The 24,048-nt window shown below is 56.4% G+C and carries 23 protein-coding genes and 1 tRNA gene; 9 read left to right on the forward strand and 15 right to left on the reverse strand.

What is annotated here, in order from left to right:
* The first annotated feature begins 53 nt into the window (after positions 1–53).
* From HY298_23160 to HY298_23190, 7 genes are all read left to right on the forward strand, one after another.
* Positions 54–902, forward strand: a complete 849-nt coding sequence (locus tag HY298_23160) for a phosphonoacetaldehyde hydrolase (GenBank protein MBI3853160.1) — start codon at positions 54–56, stop codon at positions 900–902.
* Positions 903–921: 19 nt separating this feature from the next.
* Positions 922–2,211: a PQQ-like beta-propeller repeat protein gene (locus tag HY298_23165; protein MBI3853161.1), complete on the forward strand. Its 1,290-nt coding sequence runs from the start codon at positions 922–924 to the stop codon at positions 2,209–2,211.
* A 45-nt stretch (positions 2,212–2,256) separates the two neighbouring features.
* Complete coding sequence (locus HY298_23170) at positions 2,257–2,565, forward strand: hypothetical protein (GenBank protein MBI3853162.1); 309 nt, start codon at positions 2,257–2,259, stop codon at positions 2,563–2,565.
* A gap of 46 nt (positions 2,566–2,611) precedes the next feature.
* Complete coding sequence (locus tag HY298_23175; protein MBI3853163.1) at positions 2,612–3,988, forward strand: aspartate aminotransferase family protein; 1,377 nt, start codon at positions 2,612–2,614, stop codon at positions 3,986–3,988.
* 288 nt (positions 3,989–4,276) lie between these two features.
* Positions 4,277–4,699 carry a hypothetical protein gene (locus HY298_23180; GenBank protein ID MBI3853164.1) on the forward strand — a complete coding sequence of 141 codons (423 nt, stop codon included), beginning with the start codon at positions 4,277–4,279 and terminating at the stop codon, positions 4,697–4,699.
* Between the two features lie 165 nt (positions 4,700–4,864).
* A complete protein-coding gene (locus HY298_23185; GenBank protein MBI3853165.1) occupies positions 4,865–6,232 on the forward strand; it encodes a beta-N-acetylglucosaminidase domain-containing protein in 1,368 nt (455 codons plus the stop codon).
* A 164-nt stretch (positions 6,233–6,396) separates the two neighbouring features.
* Complete coding sequence (locus tag HY298_23190) at positions 6,397–7,014, forward strand: GNAT family N-acetyltransferase (protein MBI3853166.1); 618 nt, start codon at positions 6,397–6,399, stop codon at positions 7,012–7,014.
* 104 nt (positions 7,015–7,118) lie between these two features.
* Here the strand turns inward: HY298_23190 and HY298_23195 are convergent, their stop codons facing one another.
* Positions 7,119–8,396, reverse strand: coding sequence for a DegT/DnrJ/EryC1/StrS family aminotransferase (locus tag HY298_23195; protein MBI3853167.1), 1,278 nt, complete (start codon positions 8,394–8,396; stop codon positions 7,119–7,121).
* A gap of 163 nt (positions 8,397–8,559) precedes the next feature.
* Between HY298_23195 and HY298_23200 the strand changes: the two genes are divergently transcribed.
* Entirely contained in the window at positions 8,560–9,024 is a 465-nt protein-coding gene (locus HY298_23200) for a hypothetical protein (GenBank protein ID MBI3853168.1), read from the forward strand.
* A gap of 84 nt (positions 9,025–9,108) precedes the next feature.
* On the opposite strand, the gene HY298_23205 is transcribed toward HY298_23200, so the two are convergent.
* The 13 genes from HY298_23205 to nuoF all read right to left on the reverse strand — a co-directional run bounded on the left by HY298_23205 (position 9,109) and on the right by nuoF (position 23,419).
* Complete coding sequence (locus tag HY298_23205; protein MBI3853169.1) at positions 9,109–10,554, reverse strand: NADH-quinone oxidoreductase subunit N; 1,446 nt, start codon at positions 10,552–10,554, stop codon at positions 9,109–9,111.
* 2 nt (positions 10,555–10,556) lie between these two features.
* Positions 10,557–12,311: an NADH-quinone oxidoreductase subunit M gene (locus tag HY298_23210; GenBank protein ID MBI3853170.1), complete on the reverse strand. Its 1,755-nt coding sequence runs from the start codon at positions 12,309–12,311 to the stop codon at positions 10,557–10,559.
* A complete protein-coding gene (locus tag HY298_23215; GenBank protein MBI3853171.1) occupies positions 12,308–14,404 on the reverse strand; it encodes an ATP-binding protein in 2,097 nt (698 codons plus the stop codon). The genes HY298_23210 and HY298_23215 overlap by 4 nt, the downstream gene beginning before the upstream one ends.
* 38 nt (positions 14,405–14,442) lie before the next feature.
* Positions 14,443–14,781: a hypothetical protein gene (locus HY298_23220; protein MBI3853172.1), complete on the reverse strand. Its 339-nt coding sequence runs from the start codon at positions 14,779–14,781 to the stop codon at positions 14,443–14,445.
* A 1-nt stretch (position 14,782) separates the two neighbouring features.
* Positions 14,783–15,172, reverse strand: a complete 390-nt coding sequence (locus tag HY298_23225; protein ID MBI3853173.1) for a hypothetical protein — start codon at positions 15,170–15,172, stop codon at positions 14,783–14,785.
* 3 nt (positions 15,173–15,175) lie between these two features.
* The gene (locus tag HY298_23230; protein ID MBI3853174.1) at positions 15,176–15,439 is read right to left on the reverse strand and encodes a DUF1883 domain-containing protein; all 264 of its coding nucleotides are present in this window, start codon (positions 15,437–15,439) and stop codon (positions 15,176–15,178) included.
* Complete coding sequence (gene nuoL / locus HY298_23235) at positions 15,436–17,319, reverse strand: NADH-quinone oxidoreductase subunit L (GenBank protein ID MBI3853175.1); 1,884 nt, start codon at positions 17,317–17,319, stop codon at positions 15,436–15,438. Before nuoL ends, HY298_23230 begins: the two co-directional genes overlap by 4 nt.
* Before the next feature lie 184 nt (positions 17,320–17,503).
* Positions 17,504–17,809: an NADH-quinone oxidoreductase subunit NuoK gene (gene nuoK / locus HY298_23240; protein ID MBI3853176.1), complete on the reverse strand. Its 306-nt coding sequence runs from the start codon at positions 17,807–17,809 to the stop codon at positions 17,504–17,506.
* A gap of 97 nt (positions 17,810–17,906) precedes the next feature.
* Positions 17,907–18,416 (reverse strand): NADH-quinone oxidoreductase subunit J, encoded by a 510-nt coding sequence (locus HY298_23245; GenBank protein MBI3853177.1) that lies wholly within the window; start codon positions 18,414–18,416, stop codon positions 17,907–17,909.
* Positions 18,417–18,551: 135 nt separating this feature from the next.
* Complete coding sequence (locus HY298_23250; protein ID MBI3853178.1) at positions 18,552–19,094, reverse strand: NADH-quinone oxidoreductase subunit I; 543 nt, start codon at positions 19,092–19,094, stop codon at positions 18,552–18,554.
* A complete protein-coding gene (gene nuoH, locus HY298_23255) occupies positions 19,091–20,158 on the reverse strand; it encodes an NADH-quinone oxidoreductase subunit NuoH (protein ID MBI3853179.1) in 1,068 nt (355 codons plus the stop codon). The genes HY298_23250 and nuoH overlap by 4 nt, the downstream gene beginning before the upstream one ends.
* A 9-nt stretch (positions 20,159–20,167) precedes the next feature.
* Positions 20,168–21,868, reverse strand: a complete 1,701-nt coding sequence (locus tag HY298_23260; GenBank protein MBI3853180.1) for a molybdopterin-dependent oxidoreductase — start codon at positions 21,866–21,868, stop codon at positions 20,168–20,170.
* Positions 21,869–21,973: 105 nt separating this feature from the next.
* A complete protein-coding gene (nuoF, locus tag HY298_23265) occupies positions 21,974–23,419 on the reverse strand; it encodes an NADH-quinone oxidoreductase subunit NuoF (protein ID MBI3853181.1) in 1,446 nt (481 codons plus the stop codon).
* Between the two features lie 89 nt (positions 23,420–23,508).
* Here nuoF and HY298_23270 point away from each other — a divergent pair.
* Positions 23,509–23,582 (forward strand) — tRNA-Gln (locus HY298_23270).
* A gap of 53 nt (positions 23,583–23,635) precedes the next feature.
* Here the strand turns inward: HY298_23270 and HY298_23275 are convergent.
* Entirely contained in the window at positions 23,636–24,046 is a 411-nt protein-coding gene (locus HY298_23275; protein MBI3853182.1) for a hypothetical protein, read from the reverse strand.
* Positions 24,047–24,048 lie beyond the last annotated feature (2 nt).

Genomic DNA, 24,048 nt, shown 5'->3' on the forward strand with positions numbered 1-24,048 from the left:
TTGCAGAAACTGTAAATGCACCGATCAACTACAACCGAACGAATAGAAATTCCATGAGCGCCAATGCCAATTTTGTTTTCAAGCGAAGCTACCGGGGCAAAGTCTCCGCCCTCATCCTCGACTGGAGCGGCACCACGGCCGACGCCTACGTCATCGCCCCGGCGGTGGTGTTTGTCGAGGTGTTTAAGAACCAAGGGGTCGAAATTTCAATGGAGGAAGCCCGCGGGCCAATGGGGCTGCGAAAAGACCTGCACATCAAGGCGCTGACGGAAGACCCTGTCATCCGCGAGCGTTGGAAGGGCGTCCACGGCAAGTATCCGAATCAAGCTGACGTGGACCGCATGTTCACGGATTTTGTTCCGGCGCAACTGGCCTGTCTGCCGAAGTACACCAAGTTGCTGCCCGGCGTAGCCAACGTCATCAAGCGACTTCAGGCGAAGGGCATCAAGATCGGCAGTTCCACGGGCTTCACGCGCCCGATGGTGGATGTCCTGGAGAAAGCGGCGAAGAAACAGGGCTACGTGCCCGACGCGTCGGTTGCCGGCGACGAAGTGGTGCACGGCGCGCGCCCGCGACCCTTTATGGTTTACCGCAACCTTGATCTGCTGGACGCCTGGCCCATCGAATCCGTGATCAAGGTGGATGACACGATCAGCGGCGTCGGTGAAGGCTTGAACGCCGGTTGCTGGGCCGTGGGCGTGGCGCGCTACAGCAATTACATGAACATCAACTCGCTTGAGGAAGAAGCCACGTTGTCCAAGCAGGAGATCCAACGCCGCCTGGAACAGACGCGCGAAATCTTGCGCAAAGCCGGCGCGCACTACGTCATTGACAGCCTCGCCGACATTGAAGCGGTCATCGAAGACGTCAACGGTCGCCTCGCGCGCGGCGAGAAACCTTGAGCGCGAAATTAGAGCTGCCATGTCCCGACTTCTGACAACCGCATTCCTTGCCTTATTCGTAAGCGGCCTCACCGCAGGTGAACCCAACTGGCCGCAGTTTCGCGGCCCGCGCGGTGACGGTTCAAGCTCCGCCGAGCATGTCCCCGTAACATGGAGCGAGACCAACAACATTGCCTGGAAAGTCAGCCTGCCCGGGCGCGGCCGGTCATCGCCTGTGGTGATAGGCGACCGTATTTGGCTGACACTGGCGGTTGAACAAGGCGTCGTGCGGAAGAAGATCGAAGGCGACGATATGCAGACGGCGGAACATGTCTCGCTCGAAGCGGTATGCCTCGACGCGCTCAACGGAAAAATCCTCTGGCGAATGCAACTCTTCGATGTGGACAAGCCTGCACCGGTCCACTGGTTCAACAGTTGGGCGACACCAACGCCAGTCGTGGAAGCGGAACGACTTTATTGCGACTTTGGAACTTTCGGCACCGCCGCCGTGGACACCAGAACGGGCAAAGTGATTTGGAAAACTCAATTGCCCGTGGATCACCAGGTCGGGCCGGGCAGTTCGCCGGTACTTTATCAGAACCTGCTTGTGCTCGTGCGCGACGGTCGTGACGCCCAATACCTCGCCGCGCTCGACACAAAAACAGGCAATCAAGTCTGGCGTACCGAGCGTCCACCGATTAACGCTTCAAGTGGCAACTTGAAGAAATCATTTGTTACGCCGCTGCTCGTCAACGCAGCGGGCCATACGCAGTTGATTTCGCCCGGAGCGCATTGGGTCGTTTCCTACAACCCCGCCACCGGCAAGGAATTCTGGCGGGCGCGCCACGGCAATGGATTTTCAATCGGTTCGTGCCCTGTGTTCGCCGATGGCGTGACCTACTTCAGCACCGGCTGCATGAAGCCGCAACTCTGCGCGTTCCGCGCCGATGGCGAAGGCGACGTCACCACGACTCACGCCATCTGGAAGACGTTGCGCCAGGTGCCCGTCATGTCCTCGCCTCTGCTACAAAACGACACGCTTTATTGGACCTCGGACGACGGCATGGCGAACTGCGCCAATACCAAAGATGGCGAGGCGTACTGGCAGGAGCGGCTGAACCAGCAGCACCTCGCGTCGCCCTTGTTGGCCGAGGAGCGAATTTATTTCTTTGGCATGGAAGGCAAGTGCACGGTCGTCAAGGCGGACAAGAAGTTTGAGAAACTCGCGGAGAATCAGCTTGAAGGCACGGTGGTGGCAACCCCCGCCATCGTTGACCAAGCCATCTATCTGCGGACGGACAGCCATCTCTACCGGATCGGCAAGAAGTAACCCGCCCGCTGTGCGGCAGGGGTAGGAACACCCTAAGCCGTAACGATGCAGACCGACGAACCCCTCACCCTCACCCTCTCCCCATCGGATGGGGAGAGGGAACGCATTCCCGCGTACGGACGACACGCACCGTTCGGTGATTCGCCGCAACGTCGCCGGAGTTTCACCCTCTCCCCGTCGGACGGGGAGAGGGCCGGGGTGAGGGGCGTGTTCAACTGCATCGTTACGGCTAAAGGGTGGACACCGAACTGTCGCGGCTCTGTTTGGTGTCCGCCCTTTAGGGTGTTGCGGCTGCAGCAAGCTGTGGTGGCGTTGCCCGGATGCGACGGATTGAAGGCTTCATCAAAGCAATGAATTGCCTGCCGACGGCGAAACCGGCTACGCTGCCATCCTGAAAGCCATGAATGATTCGTTCGACCATCTAAAATCGGAAGGCGACTTGAACATCTCGCCGCAACGTAAATCGTGGTCGGCGAAACATATCAACGCCGAAACGCGCCACTGGTTGGAAGAGGACGCGAAATATTTTCTGCATCAATCACTCTCCACTCCCTGCCTGAATGTTTTGAAGAGTTGCAACGGCGCAAGCGTAGAAGACTTGCAAGGGCGGCAGCTCTTGGATTTTCACGGCAACAACGTTCACCAGGTCGGCTTCAGTCATCCGCGCGTCATCGAAGCCATCACGGCGCAAATGAAGGAGCTTTCTTTTTGCACCCGACGCTACACCAACCTGCCGGCGATCAAGCTCGCGAAGAAACTCACTGAGCTTGCACCCGGAAATTTGAACCGAGTGTTGTTCGCTCCCGGCGGCACCAGCGCCATTGGCATGGCGTTGAAGCTGGCGCGTGTGGCTACCGGTCGCTTCAAAACCATTTCGATGTGGGATTCCTTTCACGGTGCGTCGCTCGATGCCATTTCGGTTGGTGGTGAGGCGATTTTCCGCAGCGGCATCGGCCCGTTGCTGCCCGGATGCGAACACGTTCCGCCGCCGGACAATCGTCATTGCCCGTTCAAGTGCGGTGACGCCTGCAATCTCAAATGCGCCGACTACATCGAGTATGTGCTGGAGAAAGAAGGCGATGTCGCTGCGGTCATCGGCGAAACCGTCCGCAGCACGCCGTTCATTCCACCGCCCGATTATTGGAAACGCGTCCGCGCTGCCTGCGACAAGCACGGCGCGTTGTTGATCCTTGACGAAATTCCGCATTGCCTCGGCCGCACGGGAAAAATGTTCACCTGCGAACATTTCGATGTCGTTCCCGACATGCTCGTGATCGGCAAAGGGCTGGGCGGCGGCATTTTTCCGCTGGCGGCGTTGATCGCGCGCGCGGATTTGAACAAGGCGATGGCGCACAAGGCGCTCGGCCATTACACGCACGAAAAAAATCCGGTCGCTTGCGCCGCCGCTCTGGCAACCATTGAAGTCATCGAAAGCGGGGGTTTGTTGCAGAACGCCACCAGGCTTGGCAAATACGCCGGGGACCAGATGCGTGGCATGATGAAAAAGCACCCGTTGATCGGCGACGTGCGCGGATTGGGTCTGTTGATGGGCATCGAGCTGGTGAACAATCGGAAGACGATGGAACGCGCCGCCGATGAAGCCGAGCAAGTGATGTATCACGCGTTGAGCAAGGGGCTGAATTTCAAACTGACGATGGGCAACATCCTCACCCTGACGCCCGCCTTGACCATCACGAAGCCGCAGATGGACAAAGCGCTGGCAATCATCAGCGACGCTCTCAATGAAATTGAATTGCACAAGCAAATCAAAAGGTAACCGTCGCAAGCCAGCTCTGGTTTGAAACGTCGTAGCGGCGGGCGTCCCGCCAGACGTAGAAACCGGCATCTTGCATCAAGCGCGGTTTCTCGCCTGAACTGCACCGGCAGCAGTCGTGCTGAACCCTTAACCTGCTCGAATAATTCTTGATGGAAAATCGCAAGTCTGGTGTTGTGAACACATGATAAAGAGAGACTGGAACAAGTCACCCGTGCATCAGCCCACGCATACCGTTCTGCTCAAATGAAATGTTGGGCAGCGTTGGCACTTGAAAGCAAAAGACATCGTATGAGCGATGACATCAATCAAGAGATATTGACTGAACTACGTAAGGTGACTTCCCTGACTCGGCGCATGTTTTACTTGATACTGGCTTTGGTCATCGTGTCGGCCCTGTCTGTGCTCGTTGATCAACATTCCCGGAATTCCTCTCAGGCAGACTCTTGGGCGGAGGTCACGTCTGCGGTGAGACGGCAAGATTTCCCGAAAGCTTTCTCTTTGGCCAAGGCGCTGGTTGCTCGCCAGCCCAATTATAATTACGGCCAGGCATACCTTGGAGCCATCTATTTGGCGATGAACGATATTACGAACGCCGAGGTACACTATTCACGAGCTTACGAATTGTTCCCGGACGAAGAGAGCGCCAAGCATTTGGCGGCGGTTCGGAAACGGCTGGCGGCGGCGAATGACTTGAAGCTGCTGTCGAAATGAAACGAACACTACCTGATTACCCCGTGGGATTCGGATGCGCATTTCTCGATCAACTCTACTCGCCTGCCCCGGTCGCATAGCTTGTTTGTTGATACAACCGCCACATTATTTGACAAACGCTTGATTCAACGAATCCTCTCCCATCAGTGAACTGATTTTCAAACGATGAGCGCAAACCCATTCATTTGTGGAGTGATCGAAGGTTTTTATGGCCGCCCGTGGACCGGGCTGCAGCGACGGCGATTGTTCGGCTGGCTGCAACAATGGGGCATGAACACTTACATGTATGCGCCCAAGGACGACATCAAACATCGCGCGTTGTGGCGGGAACCATACGACGATGCCGAAGCCGCCGAACTCAAAGGCCTCATCGCCGATTGCCAGGCGCGCAACATTGACTTTGTTTATGCCATCGCGCCGGGACTTGACATCGAATACGGCGTCGATGCTTCTGCGCTGCTGAACAAGCTGCGACAGGTGGCGGGGCTGGGCGCGCGCTCGTTCGCCATCCTCTTCGACGATATTTCACATCGAATGAGGGCTGCGGACGCCGGTCGCTTTGCCACTTTTGCCGAGGCGCAAAGCAAGATCACGAACGCCGTGTTCCATTTGCTGCGCGACGAGATCGAATCAGCGCGGCTCTGGTTTTGTCCCACGCCCTATTGCGGTCGCATGGCCGGGCACGCGGTGAAGAAGTGCGATTATCTGCGCGAGATCGGCGAACGATTGGATCGCGACATTGATATTTTTTGGACCGGGCCGGAGATTGTATCCGAAACCATTTCCCGGGCCTCCATGCGCGAGTTGCAAACCGTCCTGAAGCGCAAGCCGCTCCTCTGGGACAATCTTCACGCGAACGATTACGATTTGCGCCGGATTTATCTTGGCCCGTACGCCGGTCGCCCGCCGCAGTTGCGCGCCGAGGTCCGCGGCATCCTGAGCAATCCGAACTGCGAGTTCGCTGCGAACTTTGTCCCGTTGCGGACACTCGGCCTGTATGCGCGAGCCGGGAAAGATTGGCAACCGCGAAAAGCGTTTCGACAAGCGTTGACGGAATGGTTGCCGGAGTTCGCCAGTCGTGCGAAAGACTCCGTGACGCTCCGCGATCTGAAGTTGCTGGGCGATCTGTTTTATCTGCCATACGAATCCGGCAAGCGGGCGACTCAATTGTTGAATGATTTTGAATTCCTGTTGCGAACACCTCCGAACCGCTGGGGCAAAACGCTCACGCGTTTCGACCAGACGTGCCAGGAGATCGTGGCGTTGTTCGCGAAAGTGACCGAACTGGACGACCGCGAATTGTGTTACTCGCTTTACCGGCATCTGTGGGAGATCAAGGAGGAGGCGGTCTTGCTGCGCGCTTATTTGCATTGGCTGAAATCTAAGCCAAAACGCGGCGAGAAGTTTTCCTCCGGAGAACATCGTCCCAAAGTCTATCGCGGCGGATTGGTCGCGGCGTTACAGCGCCTGTTGCCCATGGATGAATCCGGTTATTTTTCGCACGCCCTTGGCAAGAGGACTCGAAACAGGTAATAGAAACCGCGTATGATTTTCTGGCGCTTCAAATGTGCCCTCACCCGGCCTCCGGCCACCCTCTCCCCCTCGGAGGGGGAGAGGGCAGGGTGAGGGGGGCGCACAGAACTTTAGGATTAGAATCTTGCCGAGTATCATCCCTAACGAGCATAATACTTTCAGCCATGTTACCTGAAGGATTCCAGATTCGACGCTATCTACCGCGGGATGAAGACGCGGTTTATGAAGTTTGCCTGAAAACCGGTGACAGCGGCAAAGATGGCACGCACCTCTACGACGATCCCAAAGCCCTCGGTCATATCTATGTCGGGCCATACATCCATCTCGAGCCGGAACTTGCGTTCGTGCTGGAAGACAAGGAAGGGGTTTGCGGCTATGTGATGGGCGTGTTGGACTCGAAAAAGTTTTATCAGGCGTTCGTGGACAAATGGCTACCCGGAATCCGCCAGCGCCATCCGGAACCAACCGGCGATCCGGCCACGTGGACTCCCACGCAGAAGCTTTACCATCAGTATTACCATCCAGATGTGTTTTGCCCCGAGCCGTACGATCAATACCCGTCGCATCTGCACATCGACCTGATGCCGCGCGTGCAAGGTCGCGGATTGGGGAATGACATGATGCGCGTGCTACTGGAGGAACTTGCAGCGCAAAAAACTCCCGGCGTTCATCTCGGAATGGCGCCATCCAACGCGCGCGCAGAAAAGTTTTACAAGAAGCTCGGCTTCCACGAGCTGCTGCGAACCAGCGACTCGCTTTACCTCGGCAAACAGTTTCCTTAACCGGCGATGGTTCGTCCGCTTCGTAGCCGCCGACGTGAGAAGGCGGAATTTTTAGAAACACCGTCAATAGTTCCGCCTTGTTACCTCGGCGGCTACAGCATCGCTCAGCGAAGTTGATCGGCGTTGGCAACAACCTTCTGGATCGCTTGCGCTACCAAACGAATTCTATCTTCATTCGCCAGCAAGACATTCTGCGGAATCCAGACCGCGTCCCGGCAAACCTGCTCACAAACGGGGCATTGCACTTTGGTATAATCGACTCCTTTGCCGAAGAGCGGCGCACTGATGCCGTTGGCCGGTCCTTGATTTGCGTTGCGGAAGACGCCATTGGCGTAAAGTGGCTGATACCAACCTTTGGATGCGGGTACACCCTCGGCAATCAAGGCATCGAGAAACTTGTCGCGTGAAACACTCAACATCTTCTCGTCCACCCGGAAGATATACATGTGATAACTGCGGCGGGTCATGCGAGGCTCCGGCGCGAGCAAACGAATCCCCGGCACCTCGCGCAACTCACGGTCGAGGATTTGCGCGTTGGCCTGGCGTTTGAGTGTTTGCTTTTCGAGCCGGCTAAGTTGCGCCAGCAAAACGGCCGCTTGAAATTCCGTCATGCGCAGGTTGCTGCCGAGGTAGTCGTGGTCATACCATGCCGACCCCTTGCGCCGGCCGCAGTGCGAGTAACTGCGACAAAGATCCGCCAACGCCTCGTCGTTCGTGACAAAGATGCCACCTTCGCCCGCCGTGATGTTTTTCGTAACCTGAAAGCTGAACGTCCCACCTTCGCCGAGCGTCCCCGTCCCCTGCCCTTTCCATTGCGTGCCCCACGAATGCGCCGCGTCTTCGAGCACGCGCAGTTTGTGTTTGCGCGCAATCGCGTTCAAGCGATCCATGTCCGCCACGTAACCGCCGACATGCACGGGAATGATCGCCTTCGTTCGCGGTGTCAACTGGCGCTCCACGTCGTCGGGGTCCATGCAAAGTGTGTCGGGTTGGATGTCCGCAAAAACCGGAATTGCACCAACAGTAACAACGGCGCTGGCCGTGGCGATGAACGTGTACGGCGGCACGATGACTTCGTCACCCGGCAGAACACCCAATCCACGCAACGCCATTTCGATGGCCGCGGTGCCATTCGTGCAAGAAACGCCGAAGCGCGCCATCTGAAACGCGGCGAACTCCGCCTCGAACTGGCGGACTTTCTCACCGTACCACCACTTGCGGGATTCCAGGACGCCCAACAATTGTTTGCGTTCGGCGTTGTCAAAGGCTGGCCAGACCTGCCACTTGACCGGGCAGACAGGCTTGCCGCCGCTGATGGCAAGCGTGCTTGGTTGACCTTTGACGGTGGCTTTTGTTCGTTTGGTTGCGGGTCGCTTCATCATGCTGGTTGGGAACTTAAGAAAACCGCCCGGAAAAGGTAAGGACAAATTGGAACAACCCCACGGTGCGAATTGCCAGATTGAACGAAGCATGATTTCGTTGGGTCGAATTAAATTGATAACGCATAGGGATTGGCGAGCCGCATGATACACATTTCGACGAGCCATGAATGGAAAAACACTACTTCCCACCATTCTTCTCGCGTCGTTGCTGCCCGCGCTGGCAGATGAACGCGAAACGGCTTTCGATCCTTATGCGCCGGTCAAAGCCACGACGGAATGGAAACCGAATCCCGCGCTCTTGCGAGAACTGCTCCGCGTAAGGAGGAATTACCCGACCGTCTCGATTGGCAAAGGCGATTTCGAGGTCAGCGGCCCATTACTCCAGACGATCCGCCGGCCGCGCGATTGGTCCGATCTGAGTCTCGGACGGAAAATCCTTGCTCTGCCCGTCATCAATCTCCTCGTTCCCCAACCAATGCCGCCGTCACCGGGCGGGGGGAAATATTTTGCGTGGGGACAAAGCGGCCTGCCGTGGGGAACGCTGGCGGAAGGTGCCGCGCCTGGGGCCGGAGGATTTGCCCGCTACGTCAATCACGAGGCTACAGGATTGATTTCCATCGGCTGGTAAACGAGGTCAAGCCGCCTTCATCAATCCATCGTGACACGCACAATCAGCGCTCGCCTGCAAATAAAGAACTGCCACATCCGGGATTTAAAGTTTCAAAGCCTTCACCGCTTCGGTCGCCAGATTGACCATCGCATTGGGAAACATTCCCAGATAAAGCATTCCCGCGATGCAACCATACAGCGAAACCCGGATGGGCCTGGACATTTCAATCGGCGACAAATCTGCCGGGTCCTTCGACCAGTAGATTGCGCGAATGACGCCGAAATAGTAATAGAGCGAAATCACCACGCCGACAATGGCGACCGCCACCAGCCAGTAATACGACGCGTGAGCCGCACCTTGTTCCACGACGGCTTTGAACAACAGGAATTTTCCAAAGAACCCGGCCAGCGGCGGAATGCCCGCCAGCGAAACCATCGCCAGCGTCATCGTCGCCGCCAGCAACGGAGAGCGCTGGTGCAACCCCGCCAGCGCTCCGATGTCTTCACCGTCCACTTTCCGCATCACCAGGCAGATCACCGTGAACGCGGCCAGCACCGTGAAGAGATACCCGCTCAAGTAATACAGAATCGCCGATTGGCCGGCGGCACTCAGGGCCGCCACGCCCATCAGCAGGTAACCGGCGTTTGCGATGCTCGAATAGCCAAGCAGCCGTTTCAGATTGCGTTGTGGAATGGCGCAGAGGTTTCCGTAGAGGATCGTTACCGCCGAAATCACCAGCAATAACGTCGTCCATTGCACCGTGATCTCCGGCACCGCACTGAACAGCACCCGCAACAACAAGACAAACCCAGCGGCTTTTGAACCGACGGCGAGAAAGGCTGTCGTCGGAGCAGGCGCGCCTTGATAAACATCCGGCGCCCACATTTGAAACGGAAACGCCGCAATCTTGAAACCCAATCCGACCAGCACCAGTAAAATGCCAAACAGGAAAACCTTGTTGCTCGCGAACTGCAGTACCACCGGCGACAGTTCATCGAAATTCAACTTGCCTGTCGTCCCCCACACCAGCGCGATGCCGTAAACCAAGAATGCCGACGACAGCGCCCCCAGGATGAGGTATTTCACGCCCGCTTCGAGCGACACCAACCGCCCGCGCTGAAAACTGGTGAGGACGTAAAAGGTGACCGTGATGAGTTCGATGGAAACGAACAACAGGCTGAAATCGTTGGCGGACGCGGCGAACATCATCCCCGCCAGCGCAAACAAGATGAGCGCGTAATATTCAGAGATGCCGCTCTCGATACGGTCGGCGAATTCGTTCGACATCAACAACACGATCAACGCGGCCAGCAGAAAAAACCGTTTGAAGAACAATGCCAGCCCATCCAGCACATACATTTCTCCGAATGCGTACTGCGTTTCCGAAACGTGGAGCGCGAAACTGCCGGCCAGAATCAAGCCCACGCCGGCTGCCGCCACATAACCGAGTTTGCGCTTCAACTCTGTCGGCGTCCACAAGTCCGCCAGCAACAGTCCCAAACCGAGCGCCACCACCGCGATTTCCAAAATGATCAGCGAATAGTTCATGCTCATTTCGTAGCGGCCGACGTAAGGAGGCTCTGATCTTTTTGGGCTTTAACATCACACTCGCCCTCACCCTGACCATCTCCCTCAAGGAGAGGAGACAGCAATCGTCCATTTTCTTTGGCTTTCGAGTCGTTGAGCTTTTCAGCGACACCCGACATGCCAAGAGACGGCAAACGATTCTCCCTCTCCTGGGGGAGAGGGCCGAGGTGAGGGCGAGTCAGTGAACCAGTCAGTGGGGAACCCACCATCGCCTTCTCGCTCGATTTGCCCGTTGCCATGCTCACAATGATCTCCGCGCTCGGCATGATTTTCTCCGTCAACAATCGCGGGAAGAAACCGAACAGCAACAAACTCGCCAGCAGCAGGGCGAACGGCAACTTACGCCACGGATTGCTCGCATCCGCAACCACCGCCCATTTTTCCGGCAGCGGACCGTGCAAAATATTCCGCACCGCCCGCAGCATGTAAACTGCGCCGATGATGAGCGCACCCCAAACCGCCAGGCTCGTTATAAGTGGAAACGCCTTCCATGCGCCGAAGAACACCGTCACCTCGCCGACAAAATTTGCAAACCCCGGCAGTCCGCACCCCGCCAGCATCGCCATCACCAGTGCCGAACCGATGAACGGCAGTTTGCGCAGCAACCCGCCAAGCTCCCCGATCTCCAGCGTCTTGGTTTGCTGATAGAGATACCCGCTCAAACCGAACGTCAGCGCCGCGAGAAAACCGTGCGCAATCATCACCACCACCGCGCCCGTGATCCCGATCAGATTGAGGCTGGCGATGCCGAGAAACACAAAGCCCATGTGCGCGACGCTGGAGTTGCCGATCAGCAGATTCAGATTCCTTTGCCGCATGGCCACCCATCCGACGTAGAGAATGTTGCCCAGACAGAGCCACGCAACGACGTGCAGCCACCCATGCGCTCCTTCCGGCATCAGTGGCAACGCGAGCCGAATCAAACCATACAATCCAAATTTCTTCAGCACGCCGGCGTGCAACATCGCCGTCGGCGTGGGCGCCGAACTGTAACCCAACGGCGCCCAGGTGTGAAACGGCCAGAGCGACACCAGAATTCCAAATCCGAACAGCAGCAGCGGAAAAATAAAATTCTGCGCGTTGACGGAAAGTGGATTTTGCCGGATGTGCTCCGTCAGCTTTACCATGTCGAAGGTGTTCGCGCCGGATTGCAAGTAGAGAGCAATCAGACCGACCAGCGCGATCAGCGCGCCGATGCTGAGATAAAGCGTGATCTGGAACGTGGCGTAGTTCTTATTTTCCCCACGGCCCCACACGCCGATCATGATGAACGTCGGCACAAGCGCCAGTTCGTGAAAGAAGTAGAAGAAAAACAGGTCGAGCGACGCGAACGCACCGAGAATGCCGCCGGTCATCACGAGCAGCAGGATGTAAAATTCCTTCTCGCGCTCCCTGATCTCCCACGAGCAGCACGCCGCCGCAAACGCCACAATCGCGCCCATCAGAATCAGACCAACGTTCAGTCCGTCCACGCCCAGCTTGCACGCGATGCCGAGCGATTCCGCGCCCAGTCCGGGGATGGTGCTGATAAACTTGTAACCGTTTGCATCCGTCGTTGCGTTGTTGAACTGCCAGAATATAAGCACCGCCAGCAGCATCGTGACGAACGTCACGCCCACCGCCACGGCGCGCATGATGACGGCAAAGTTGCGCGGCACAAACGCCAGCGCGATTGCGGCGAGCAACGGTAGAGCAAAGATTAAGGTCAAAGTTGTCATGTCACCACCACGTTTACCTTTTTGGTTTCTTTACGCTTGCCGAGAGCAGCTTTCTTCTCGTCAAAGGGAACTTGGAAAATAATCGGACGCTGGCACTTAACACCTTTCCCGAACGCAACAGCCTGAAGAAATTGGAGATTCGGAATCGCGGCGGTGTGTGTCTGGCCGTAAAAGTTTTTGAAGAAGCCTAGGCTCGTATCATCAAAACAGGAGAAAGACACAATCGTGTTGCACTGCGTTAGAACTGTCTTGCTGACGTTGGCAGTGCGTTGAGCGATCACAAGCAGACCGACCTGATACTTGCGACCTTGTAGTGCAATCTGCGCGATTTTTGCCACGAGTCCTTTTGAATCGTTGTCACCAAGTCCCATCGTTGTGGTTTCCGGGATAACTGTGTGTGCCTCTTCGACAACAAGCAACACACGCGGACACGTGTTGGGGTTATCACGCGCGAAGCTGAGTAAGGAAGTTAGGTAAAACTCGGTAACGAGTAACGTGACTTTGGTGTTCGAGATTTCGTTTAGAGTGATAATCCCCAACTTCTTATCGTTTTCAGGGGACGTCAGAAAATCCGACATCTTCTTCGATACATCTTTGCGCAACTGTTCTGAAAACTCGTTAAGGATTTTCTTCTTATCTGCTAAAGCAGGAAAGGGTGTCGTTTCAACTTCCCCCAGCTTTCGCCCCAGATCAGCGGACAACGCGGGCGTAATAGAGAGGTCATGTGGGTTCAGATCATTTAAGCGACCGGCATATCGCGCCGTCAGGTCAATGCAAATTACCTTGGTTTCGTGAGTCAACGCGTGTCTCAAGAGATCAAAGGCAAGCTCAGTCTTGCCAGAGCCAGTGACGCCAAGAATCGCAGTGTGATACTCAAGCATGTCAGCAAACGCACCGGTGACACTGATCGAAGTCTCTGGCACGTTCCCGTATTTGAAGTCGGTTTCGTCAATGCGAACCATGTCCGCTCCAAATCCTTTAGGCACTGCGAAGACGGGCGTGTTCATGGCGGGAAGCCAGCCGAATTTTTCAAAGCCCTTTTCGGGATTCAGCGTTCCGAGTTGTGAGGCCGTGGCAATCTGATAGCCGTGGCGGTCGGTTTCCAAATTCTCCTCCTCGGTAAGACCTTCGGTAATTTGGTAGAAAACGCGCTCGCTTCCGACTTCCGCCCAAGTCAGCATGCCTTCTTTGCAATCGGTGGGATTCCAAGTATGGAAGCGCAGTTGGGCAATCGTTGACTCTTGATCTACAAATCCCACGAGACGCGAGTCTTTACCTCCACCAAGAAGCTGCTCGGCGGTTTTGTCCAATGAAACTGGTTCGTAAAGGCAACTCGGTTCAAGACCCTTTAACGGGCTATCAACATCGGCCAAACAAAGACCAGTCCCAAGAATCTGGTTGTCTTTTGACTGGCAGAACAGGGGAAGAACGTAACGCTGTTTTCCGTCACCTTGTTGCAGAACTTTTACGGCCGTGCGATCCCATTTGGAGTCGGACTCAATCGTCGCATGGATGATATTCGGCGCGTCCGTTCTGACGACTCGCCCAATTACCGTGAAGCCGCTGCGCTGCGCACTGAAAGCAGATAGCAATTCCGGAACACCTAGTGGCCAGAGTGCAATAAAAGCACCCCAGAAAAGAACCAAGATCGCCGTCTGTTTTGATTGCACTCCATAAAATGAGATCACCGCGTATATGAAAACCACCGAGTAGAGCACACGGGATTTGCCGAAAATCACAGAAGGCTGCTTGGTCAAATCAGCAATCCGTTTTCGCCAGCCCGTGAGTGTTGGGCCGGAACTTACGGCAACGCATGTCATGGCAAAGACGCAAACAATCCCGCAGTAAAGGAACACAAGCCACCAGATCAGTTTGCTTGGCAGTCCATAAACTGGCACAAGGGTCAGCATAGCCATTAGGCCGTTGACAGCAGAATCCGCTGGCTTGGTGAAATGATGTTCCAAAAGGGCCGAACCGAGGACGATCAAAAGCAGGGCATTTTGAAAAATGAGGGAGCTTTTCGGATCGGACGGAAGAATTTCACCCGTTGTAAGCCGAGAGATTAAACCGACGGCAAACAAGCTGCCCAACAAAATCGCAACGCGAGTCCAAGGTTGAGTTGTTGTTTGGTTCAGAGTTCTCCCCTTTCCAAGTGCGCCGGCGCCAGACGCACGGCTTCGTGAAGCTTTTGTTCCAGTTGCTTTTTCGGAATCAGCTTCGTCACGTAGCTGGCGCGACACGCAAGCGGGACAAAAAATAACCCCGCAAGAGGCCTTTCGGCGTGTCCGCGGGGAGTAGATAAATCTAGTGCCGGAGCACTGCAAATAAATAACCGCCTCGGCTGAAGTTTGTCAACCGTGAGTTTTCGAGCCGCCACGGCGCGCATGATGACGGCAAAGTTGCGCGGCACAAACGCCAGCGCGATCGCGGCGAGCAACGGCAAAATGAAGATGAAAGAGACTATGGACATTCTATGGCTTGGTAGTCTTATCGGCATCAGGCTCGATCTGCTGCCCTTTTGCGGGCATTCGCTCTCGAATAATCTTCGTTATCTTTTTCTTCGACCTGCAGCCCCGGATCCACAGTGCGCCAAGTATTGCCGATGCGACGTAGAAAACGACTGTCACCACAACGAAAACTTCGAAAAGCCGCGGAGACTTTATGTCTGTGGTTGTGAGCGTAATCGTGAAACTCACAGCCGTCGAAATGAAGAAAATGGCGAGGTTGAGGTAAAGAGATTCTGGCCCGCCTCGCTCAATTGTTTCTAGCTCGGCTTCAGAGATTTCATAAATCCGCAATTCATCGAGCGTCGCACGAACGATGCGCGGTCCGATATTTTCCTGGTTTTCATTTTCTGCCATGCGTCAGTGCCTTTCTACCTCAACGCCAGCGCGGACTGTCCCGCTATACCCACCCAAATCAACGGTCAAATGCCAACGCCCCGCGTGGGGCGCTTTCAAACGAAACGGTGATTGCTTAACTAAACCGCCGTGGTAGCTGAATGACTCTCCTCTCTTGTATCGTGAAAAGTTCGATTCATCCAGCAATTGCACGTTGGCTTGTTTGTCGAGAGTTACCACGACAACATCGTTTGCTCCGAGATTCAAATCGTAATGTAGATAGTTCATTTCCCCAGCACAAACCACAGCACCACGGCCACGCCGAGCACGAACAGAAAGGCATAGGTCTGGAGATTGCCGGTCTGGACCAGGCGCAACGCGCGGCCCGTCAAATCCGTTCCGCCGCGCACGAGGCCAATGCAAAAGCCTTCCACGATCCAGCGGTCAATCCAGTCCGATGCGGCGGCGATGAAATCGTGAATGCGGATGACCGTGGCTTCGTAAAACTCGTCGAAGTAAAACCGGTTCGCCATCGCACGGGATAGCGCGCCGAGTTTCGCGGGCAAAGGATCTTGCTGTGCTTTGGCGTAATATTTCAATGCGGCAAATAAACCAATGCCAAACGCCGCCAGTCCGCACAACGCCGGCAAGGGCGCGTGTCGGAGCGGATAAATGAGTTGCGCCAACAAGCCGTGAGGGTGTTCGTTGCCTTCCAACCCGAAGACGTTTCCATACAAGGCTTCAATCCCAATCACTCCGCCGATGACGCTGAATGTGACGAGCACGCGCAGTGGCCAGATCATAACACCCGGCGATTCGTGTGCGTGATCAGCTTCCTCCGTTTTCGACGAACCGAGGAAGGCCACAAACAACAACCGGAACATGTAGAACGTGGTCAGCGCCGCAACGAGGACGGCGAGCGCAAAGAGCAGATAGTTCTTCTGCTCCAGCGCCTGCGCGAGAATGGCGTCCTTGGAGTAAAAGCCGCTGAACGGTGGCACGCCACAGAGCGCAAGCGTGCCGACGAGAAATGTCCAGAACGTCACGGGCATTTTCTTGCGCAGGCCACCCATCTTCCAAATGTCCTGCTCGTGATGCAGCGCAATGATGACCGAGCCCGCACCGAGGAACAGCAGCGCCTTGAAGAACGCGTGCGTGGTGAGATGGAACATCGCAGGTGTCGGGCCACCGAGGCCGACGGCCATGACCATGTAGCCGAGTTGCGACAGGGTCGAGTAAGCCAGGATGCGTTTAATGTCGTTTTGTTGGACGGCGATAACGGCAGCGAGCAGCGCAGTGAAGCCACCAATCCAGGCGACAAAATCCAAAGCGAATGAACCGGTGATGTTGAGTACGAAGAAAACCCGGCAAAGCATGTAAACGCCGGCGGCCACCATCGTCGCGGCGTGGATGAGCGCGCTGACGGGCGTCGGGCCTTCCATCGCATCCGGCAACCACACGTGTAGCGGGAATTGCGCGGACTTGCCCATCGCGCCGCAGAAAATCAGCAGGCCGACCACCGTCGCCATCGAACCGAACAGCGCCGGGTTCTTCTTCAACTGGTCTTCGATGAGCGAGAAGTTCAATCCGCCTGCCGCCGCCCAGACCATCAGGATGCCGAGCAGAAAGCCGAAATCGCCCAGGCGATTGGTGAAAAAGGCTTTCTTGCTCGCGTCGGCCGCCGCCGGTCGCTCGAACCAAAATCCGATCAGCAAATAGCTGGAGACGCCTACCAGTTCCCAAAAGATGAACAGCATCAGAAAATTGTTTGCCAGCACGATGCCGAGCATTGAAAACGTGAACAGGCTCAAAAACGCAAAGTAACGCGAAATGCCTCGGTCCTCGTGCATGTAGCCCCAGGAATAAATGTGAATCGCGCCGCCGACGCCGGCGACGATCAACAGCATCATCAGGCTGAGCGGGTCGAGGCGCAGCCCGAAGTCAACGAGCAGATCACCGACTTCCAGCCACGGCACGAGCGATTCCTTGCGTGTCGGCGCCCAACCATTCGCCGCGATGAAAAGAATCGTGAGGACAAATCCCGCGACGATGGCGCCGATGGAAAGTTTGGCGCTGAGTTCGCGGTTCTTTTGCGTGAACAGCGTGATGCACCCCGCCGAGAGCAGCGGCAGAAACAAGATCAACCAAGGTAAACATTCGAGGGTCATCAGATTTGGAAATGGGGAGCGCGCCCGCCGCGGGCGCAGCCAATGACGCCCTCGTCGTTGGCACACAAACCCGTAAAATTGGACCCTGTCACTAGTTCGCCCGCCGCAGTGTTCGACGCGAGGGCGCGTCGAACGGCAGCCGAGGCGGCTGCGCTCCCCGCACTACTTTGGGTTTCGTGTTTCATCAAAGTTTCATCGTTGTCAGGTCTTCGACGTGGGCGGTTTGGCGTCGGCGATAGAGCGCCACGATGAGCGCCAGGCCGACCGACACCTCAGCCGCCGCCACGGTGATGATGAAGAAAACCATGATCTGCCCGTTGAGGTTGTTGTTGAATCGTGAAAAGGCGACGAGCGCAAGGTTCGCCGCATTGAGCATCAGTTCGAGCGACATGTAAATCACCAGCAGATTGCGGCGCACGATGACGCCCAGCAGGCCAAGCGAGAACAACAGCGCGCTCACCACTAAATAATGTTCCAAGCCTACGTTCATTCTTATTCCAGCGAGGATAGAGGGTGGAGGATGGAGGATGGAAAACACGTCGTTCGGGCAACGCTATCTTCTATCTTCGATCTTCTATCTTCGTTTCTCACTTAAGGTCTTTCTTGCTCAACAGAATCACACCCACCATCGCCACCAGCAGCAGCACGGACAGAATTTCAAACGGCAACAGATACTGGGTGAACAGCATTTTACCGAGTGGTGCGGTGGCACCCTCCAAAGTTGGCGGCGGCAGATTCGTGCTGAGTTTCGATTGTCTGAGAGCTTTGGCAAAGGTGAAAACGATGGCGCCGACCGAGATGAGGCCGGCGACGATGCTGAACAATCTGATCTTGCGTCGTTGCTCCTCCTTCAAATCGAGCAGCATGATGACGAACAGAAACAGCACCATCACCGCGCCGGCATAGACGAGCACCTGGACCGCCGCGAGAAAGAAGGCGTGTAACAAGACGAACAGTCCGGCCATCGAAACGATGGTCAGCACCAGAAACATCGCGCTGGTGACCGGGTTGCGGCTGAACGGATTGGCGATGACCAGAAAGCCGCAAAGCAGCGTCAGTAACGCGAACACGTAAAATAAGATGTCGGGGAATGCCATTCTAAAAATTCCAAGCTCCAAGCTCCAAGCTCCAGAGAACCTCCAAGTTCCAAACATCAAAGCCGCCACGCGCCCCGATTGGTGCTTGAGGTTTGGTGCTTCTATGGATGGTGGATGTTGGAGTTTGGAGCTTCATCACACTTTCACCGGAAAATCTTCCTGCGCCTTCGCTGCTTCAGCCTTGTGCTTCCACTTCTGAACGCCCGCGTGGACGCCACCCAGCGCCAGGAGTTTGTCCTTGTCGTAAATCATCTCTGCGCGGCTCGTGCCGGTGAGCGAATAATCTTTCATCAGGAAAATCGCTTCCTCCGGGCAGACTTCCTGGCAATAGCCGCAGAAGATGCAGCGGAGCATGTTGATCTCAAATTCCTTTGGCATCTTCTCCGCGTTCGGACGGTCGGCGAGCTGTCCCGCCGGGCCGGGCGGAATGATTTTGATCGCCTTGGGCGGGCAGACGAATTCGCAGAGCTGACAACTCACGCACTTGGTATTGCCTTCCTGATCCTTCACCAGATACGGCGCGCCGCGATAGCCTTCCGGCACGACCCATTTCTCCTCGGGATATTGCATCGTCACTTTCTTTTTGAAGAAATGGCGCAGCGAGACTTTGAATCCGCCGATGACCGCCGGCAGGTAAAGGCGTTCCCAGAAATTTAATGATTTGCGTTTGACGATCATTGTTGCCTCCACCACATCCACACCGCCGTCACCAGAATATTGGCCAGTGCCAGCGGGATGAACCGCCGCCAGCCCAAGTCCATCAACTGATCATACCGGAAGCGCGGCCACATCCAGCGCACCCAGATGAACATCACCAGCAGTGCCACCACCTTGCCCAGAAAAATGCCGATGTGCGCCACGCCACCCAGCCAGGTTGTCGCCGGTTGATCGAGTCCGTAGAACGGCAACGTCCAGCCGCCGAAAAAGAGCGTCACCATCATCGCCGACGACGCGACCACGTTCGCGTATTCGCCCATGAAGAACAGCGCGAATTTCATCGAACTGTATTCGGTGTTGTAGCCGCCGACCAATTCCTGTTCCGATTCCGGCAGGTCGAAGGGCAACCGGTTTGTTTCGGCGAACGCCGCGACGAGAAAAATCGCGAACGCCAGCGGCTGCTTAAAGACCAGCCAATTGGGAATGAACGCCAGCCACGCCTTCAACGAGTCCGGCAGCCACGTCAGCGTCCCGGTTTGATGCGCAATCACCTGGTTCAAATTCAAATCACCGACCATCATGAACAGCGGAATGACCGACATTCCCATCGCGATTTCGTACGAAATCATCTGCGCGCTCGAACGAATGCCGCCGAGGAACGGATACTTGGAGTTCGCCGCGTAACCTGCCAGCACGATGCCATAAACGCCGAGCGACACGATGCCAAAAGTGTAGAGGATGCCGACGTTCAGATCGGCGATGACCATCTTCTGAGCGCCGATATTTGAGCCGAACGGAATGACTGCCACGACGAGCAGGCTGGGGATCATCACGATGGCCGGCGCCAACCAATAATACGCCTTGCGCACGTGCGCCGGCGTAAAATCTTCCTTGAGGAAGGACTTGATCCCGTCGGCCACCGGTTGCAACAAACCAAACGGGCCAACGCGATTGGGACCGACCCGGTCTTGAATGGCCGCCGACACTTTGCGCTCCACCCACACCGCGTAAGCAACGATGAACATCAACACGGCGAAAACGCCGACGATCTTCAGCATGCTTAGTAAGAGTAAATTCCAGTCCATGCTTCGCGATTAAATTGGGACGGTCACACCCGTGTCGCCAAGACTCGACCACGTCAAACCGTTGAACGCAGGCACGTCTTTTGCCATTTCGTTGAACAATCCTTCGATGGTTAGAAAACCGTTTTTGCCGGTGACGTTGAAAACCAGTTCGTGCAGAAACTCCCATTCAGGACGCGCGTCGCCGGGCGGCTGGATCGCCTGCATGAATTTCTGCACGCGGCCTTTCGTGTTGGTGAACGAACCGCGCTTCTCAGCATGCGCGCAGCCGGGCAAAACGTAATGCGCCATTTCGGTTGTCTCGTTGTGAAGAATGTCGCAGACGATCAAACTTTGGAGTTTTGCCAGGAAGCCCGCGCCGATGCCGCGTTGCTTCACGTTCTCGCCAAACACGAGCAGCGTCTTGATCTTCCCGGCCTTGATTCCCTCGACGATCTTCGGAATGTTGATTCCAACCTCCGAGTAACAAACACCCGTCAGCCGCGCGCCATTCGTGTTCGGATTCCTGTCGGCGCTGACCAACAGTTTGTCGGCTTCGCCCGCGCGCTCAACGCAATCGCTGATCGCGCCAAGCTTTGCCTTGAGCTTGCTCAACAGCCAAAGCTCCTCGTTCGTCTGCCGCGACGATGCGACGATGGCGACCGAACCGGCTTCAGCGCGCTTCAAAATCTCCGCGATTTCCGTCAACGCGGTTGACCAGGAAATATCAGCGTGGTCTCCACCGGGAAGCAGCTTCTCGCATTTGGTGATGCGGTTATCGCTGCGAATCCACTTGTAGTTAAGCCGGCCGGCGTCGCACATCCACGGGCCATTGACGGCGTCGTTGTGGCGCGGCGTGTAGCGATATATTTTTTGCTCGCGCGAGCCGATGAGGATGTTGCAGCCCGTCGCGCAACTCGTGCAGATGCTTTTGGTTTCCTTGAGAAACCACACGCGCATCTGGAAACGAAAATCCTTCGAGGTGAGCGCGCCGACGGGACAGATGTCCACCGTGTTGAGCGTGTAGTTGTTGTCGAACGGCTTGCCCGGATACGCGGTGAGCGTGTTGTAGCTGCCGCGATTGACGATGCCGAGCGCGTCGTCGCCGACGATGTCTTTCGTGAAGCGGATGCAGCGCGTGCAGAGAATGCAGCGCTCGTCGTCGAGCACGATGCGCGGGCCGAGGTCAACGGTCTTGGGCTTGTGAACCTTCGGCTCGACGAAGCGGCTCGCGCTCTGGCCGTAGTCCACGGAGTATTCCTGGAGCTTGCACTCGCCGGCTTGGTCGCAGATCGGGCAATCGAGCGGGTGATTGATGAGCAGAAACTCCAGCACGCCTTCGCGCATTTGTTTCACGCTGGGGGTGCTCGTGTAAATTTCCATGCCCGGCGAAATCGGCGTGGCGCAGGCGATGGCCGGGCGCGGCGACTTCGCGATCTTCGTCGAGCCGTCGGGATTAAGGATGGGCTTGCGGTCCGGCCCGAGCGCCGGCGTGCCGAACTCGACGAGGCACATGCGGCAATTCCCGGCGATGGGCAGCTTCGGGTGATAGCAGTAATGCGGCACGTCGGCGCGCACGGCTTCGCACGCCTGAATCATGGTCGTGGGCGCGAGTTTGCCCGACCAGTCCGGCGTGAGGCGCGGCACTTCCACTTCGCGTCCGTCCACCTTGACCTTGATCTTTTCGATCGCGGGCGGTACGGGCTTGGCTTCGGTTGTGGGAGCTACTGACATTTTTGATTAACGCAAAGGCGCAAAGGCGCGGAGACGCAAAGCACAAATCTCTTTGCGACTTGGCGTCTTTGCTGTGTCTTTGCGTTGAAAATGAGCGCGTTCATTTCAGTGTGCCTCGGCTAATTCGTGATGCTGCTGCGGCTTCGCGGTGTGCGGTCCACTTTTTTCTTTCGCCCTCCGCTCTTCATCTGCTGTGCCTTTGGCGACAAAATCATCCTTGAACTTCGCCACGAAACTTTGCACCGGCCACGAACACGCTTCGCCGAAGGCGCAAATCGTGCGGCCGCCCGGAATGTTGTCGGCTATCTTTACGAGATAATCCGCGTCGCTCTTGCGGCCTTCGCCGTGCGTGAGGCGATGCAACGCCTTGCTCATCCAGAGCGAGCCTTCACGGCAGGGCGTGCATTGGCCGCAGCTTTCGTGCGCGTAAAACTCGCTGATGTTCGCCAGCGCCTCGACGATGTCGGTCGAGTCATCCATCACGATGATGGCGGCCGAACCGCTCATCGAGCCGGCTTGGATGATGGTGTCGAAATCGTAGGGCAGATCGAGCATGTCCACTTCCTGCTCAACGGGCTGGCCGTCCGGACTCTTGCGCTTGAGTTTGAACTTCTCGCCGGCCTTGAAAACTTTTGCCGATGAACCGCCCGGGATAACGGCCTTCAGCTTGCGGCCGTCGCGCAAGCCAGCGCCGAAGGCGGGATCGAAAATCAAATCACGCATCGTGACCTTGCCGGTCTCGACTTCGTAATAGCCTGGCCGCTTGACATGGCCGCTGAGACTGACGATGCGCGTGCCGGTGTTGTTCGGCGTGCCGAGCTTGGCGTATTCCGCGCCGCCCATCGCGACGATGTGCTTCACGGCGCAGAGCGTCTCGACGTTGTTGACGATGGTCGGGCACATGTAGAGGCCGAGCACCACGGGAAAATACGGCGGCTTGATGCGCGGATACGCCCGCTTGCCTTCAAGCGATTCGATAAGGCCGGTTTCTTCGCCGCAAATGTAAGCGCCCGCACCGCGATGAACGTGAATCTCCAGATCGTAGCCGCTGCCGAGAATGTTTTTGCCGAGAACATTTTTCGCGCGCGCTTCGGCCAGCGCCTTGTTGAGCAACTTCGCGCCCTGCGGCATTTCGCCGCGGATGTAGATGTAGGCGAGCTTCACGTCGTTCGCGAAGCACGAGAGGATCATGCCCTCGATGAGCTGGTGCGGGTCTTTGTGAATGATCTGGCGGTCTTTGAACGTGCCCGGCTCGGATTCGTCGGCGTTGCAGATTAGGTAAATCGGCTTGCCGCTGCGGCGATCCACGAAGCTCCACTTGAGGCCGCACGAAAAGCCCGCTCCGCCGCGACCGCGCAGGCCGGACTTCATGACTTCGTCGCGGAGCTGTTCCTGCGGCGATTTCTTTTTGCCGTCCGGCAAATCGAGTGGCTGCATCGCGAGGGCGTTCTTGAGCACCTCATAGCCGCCGTGTTTCAAATAACATTCAATGTCGGGCGTGTAACCCGGTTGATCGGCGTATTTCAGAATTAGTCTGTATTCCTGCGGCATGTTAAATTGATGCGTGACGCGTGATGCGTGAACCCAAGGCGCGGCTTGACTGGCCGGGGAAAGCGTTTAGCCTGTCCGACGCGCCGGCTTGCCCGATGGTGTAACGGTAGCACAGCAGACTCTGGATCTGTTTGTCATGGTTCAAATCCATGTCGGGCAGCCAAATCCCGCTTACGATTTCCGATTTACGATTTACGAGTTGCATAAAGCATCCGTTCATCCGCGCTTTCTCCGCTGGCTCTTTCCGACATTGAGTGCCGTACCAGCCAGTTGGTGGCCGCGCATGACACGTCTGAGCAACGGAAGCTGCGCGATGTCCTTTTCTCGCGCCGAATCATGCTTGCTCTTATAGATACGTTCGAGCGGCAGCACACGAATCTTCAGCCCGTTCCAAAGAAGCTCGCGTGCCTGAGCATATTCCTCGGAAAATTTCATCAAGCCTGTCATGCTGAAAATGAAATTAACCAGCGAGCCGTCCGAAAGCTCATACATCGTTCGTGCCATCGGTGTACCGCCCTGTTTGACGACCACATTCAACCGGCGGACGTATTGTCGCTCTGGCAGGTCCACCCAGATGTCGGTATCCGTTGTCGTCGCGGGAACACCCTGCAAAATGGCTGCGGACATGC

Source organism: Verrucomicrobiota bacterium (genome assembly GCA_016200005.1).
In the GTDB taxonomy this organism is placed as follows: Bacteria; Verrucomicrobiota; Verrucomicrobiia; order Limisphaerales; family PALSA-1396; genus PALSA-1396.